This is a genomic window from Marinilabilia sp. (genome assembly GCF_016278715.1).
Classification (GTDB): Bacteria; Bacteroidota; Bacteroidia; order Bacteroidales; family Marinilabiliaceae; genus Marinilabilia.
Genome location: NZ_JADQBH010000272.1, coordinates 1 through 2,592, shown reverse-complemented (window position 1 = coordinate 2,592; position 2,592 = coordinate 1). Strand labels below are relative to the sequence as shown.

The 2,592-nt window shown below is 43.4% G+C and carries 2 protein-coding genes; one reads left to right on the top strand and one right to left on the bottom strand.

Annotated features, from left to right (window positions below):
• A partial coding sequence (locus QZZ43_RS16695) for a glycoside hydrolase family 3 C-terminal domain-containing protein (RefSeq protein WP_291861712.1) occupies positions 1-1,655 on the top strand: 1,655 nt, incomplete at its 5' end.
• A 262-nt stretch (positions 1,656-1,917) separates the two neighbouring features.
• Here QZZ43_RS16695 and QZZ43_RS16690 read toward each other — a convergent pair.
• Positions 1,918-2,592, bottom strand: a 675-nt coding sequence (locus QZZ43_RS16690; protein ID WP_291861710.1) for a pirin family protein, incomplete at its 5' end; no start/stop codon positions are given.

Below are 2,592 nucleotides of genomic sequence, written 5' to 3'. Positions count from 1 at the left end.
ATATTGCTGTTTGCATGAAACATTATATGGGGTATGGTGCGCCTTTTTCAGGAAAAGACCGTACACCCGCAATTATCAGCGAACGTCAGTTGCGTGAGAAACATTTTGCTCCGTTCTTGGAAGCCATCAGGGCCGGTGCTTTATCCGTAATGGGTAATTCCGGATCTATAAATGGAATGCCGGTACATGCCAGCCACGAACTGCTCACAGAGTGGTTAAAAGAAGATCTGAATTGGGATGGAATGATTGTGACTGATTGGGCGGATATTAATAACCTTTATACCAGAGAAAAAGTTGCCAAAGATAAGAAAGAGGCTATCAAACTGGCCATCAATGCCGGTATTGATATGGCCATGGAACCTTATAGCTGGGATTACTGTGTTCTGTTGAAAGAATTGGTAGAAGAAGGCGAAGTGAAAATGAGCCGCATTGATGATGCTGTTCGTCGTGTATTGCGCATGAAATATCGTTTGGGATTGTTCGAAACTCCTGTTTACGAGGTTGAAGATTTTCCATTGTTTGGCGGTGAAGAGTTTGGAAAAGCTGCTTTGCAGGCGGCCGAAGAATCTATCGTATTGCTGAAAAATGAAGACGAAATTCTGCCTTTGGCCGATGGAAAGAAAATTCTGGTTACCGGCCCTAATGCCAACTCTATGCGTACGCTTAATGGCGGATGGTCATATACCTGGCAGGGAAAAGGTGCTGATAAATTTGCTGCAAAGCACAACACTATTCAGGAGGCTGTTAAAGCTGAATTTGGAAGCAACAACGTGGTTTATGAGCCCGGAGTTACTTACAATAATGATGGTCAGTATTGGGAAGAGAATGAGCCCGAGATTGCTAAAGCTGTAGCTGCCGCCCGCGGTGTGGATGTGATTTTTGCCTGTATCGGTGAAAATTCTTATTGTGAAACACCGGGTAATTTGGCAGATCTGACATTGTCAGAAAACCAATTGGATTTGGTGAAAGCATTAAGCAAAACCGGAAAGCCGATTGTTTTGATTCTGAACGGTGGACGTCCCCGCATTATCAATGAGATAGAACCGTTGGTTAAAGGTGTGGTTAATGTAATGTTGCCCGGAAACTTTGGTGGTGATGCACTTGCTAACCTGGTGAGTGGTGACGTGAATTTTAGCGGAAAGCTGCCCTTCTCTTATCCGAAGGCTGTAAATTCACTGGGAAGCTACGATTACAAGCCCAGCGAACAGACAGGAACAATGGAGGGCGTTTACAACTACAATTCTCAAATGTCGTTTCAGTGGGCCTTTGGTTTCGGGTTGAGCTATACGGATTTTGAATACAGTAATCTTTCTGTTGACAAAACTACGTTTACTGCCAATGACGAGCTTACTTTTACGGTTGATGTGACTAATACCGGTGACGTTGCAGGTAAAGAGAGTGTTCTGCTGTTTAGCAGCGACCTGGTGGCTTCCTTGACCCCGGATGTACGCCGTCTGCGCAATTTCGAGAAGGTGGAAATTCAGCCTGGAGAAACAAAAACAGTATCCCTTCAGGTAAAAGGTTCCGATCTTGCTTTTGTTGGGCCTGAAGGCAAATGGGTTCTGGAAGAAGGAGATTTCAAAGTTCAGGTTGGTGATGAAGTCGTGGACATTGTATGCGCAGAGACTAAAAAGTGGGATACTCCCAATATTTAATTCTGAATAAAGAGTTTATTATGGAAAACGGGACTGTTTAAAAATAGTCCCGTTTTTTTTGATGTTGTAATTGCCACAGAGGTATAGAAAATCCCTTTGTACTTAAATTAAACCGTAGGATTTCGACAGTCTGTTAGTAAGAAATTCGGAACATTGTCGCTTTTTGTTCCGGAAGTGAGACCTAAAAGACCTTTATATTTCCCACCCGGCCGGAATAAATCCATTTTTCTAACCGATTAACCGGTTGTGTCCTGGAATGAGATTATTTCCGTTGTCCCGGATAAGGCACAAATTCCGTTTCTCCGGGAACCTTTGGGAAGGTTTGGTTTTTCCAGTCTTCTTTGGCTTGTTTTAATCGGTTCTTGCTGGAGGAAACGAAATTCCAGTCAATGTAATGTTCTTCAGGTAGTGAATCGCCGCCAAAAATGTACACTGTGGAGTTTGCTGCCATATCAAATTCGCAAAGCTTGTTGTCCTTCGCAATTAACAACTGTTGTGGTTTATGGGTGTTTCCTTTGCTGGTTATAGAGCCTTCCAGAATGTAAATGGCACTTTCCCCATATAAATCATTTCCGGGTGTTACTTTTTGGGGTTGTTGGCTCTTTATCTCAATGAAGTATAGATTGCTGTACACCGGAACAGGCGATTTTCGCTTAAAAACTTCTCCTGCAATTAGTCTGATGCGCAATCCGTCTTGTTCCCATTCCGGAATTTTGTCTGCTTCAATATGGGTAAATGAGGGAGTGGTTTCTTCTACCTCTTTGGGTAATGCTACCCATATTTGCAATCCGTGAATTTCTTTGTTTGAGTTCCGTAAATGGTCAGGGGTTCGTTCGGAGTGCACCACTCCTTTTCCTGCTGTCATCCAGTTTACAGCCCCTGGTTTTATCTCCACCTCACTGCCCAAACTGTCGCGATGCATGATAGAACCTTCGAA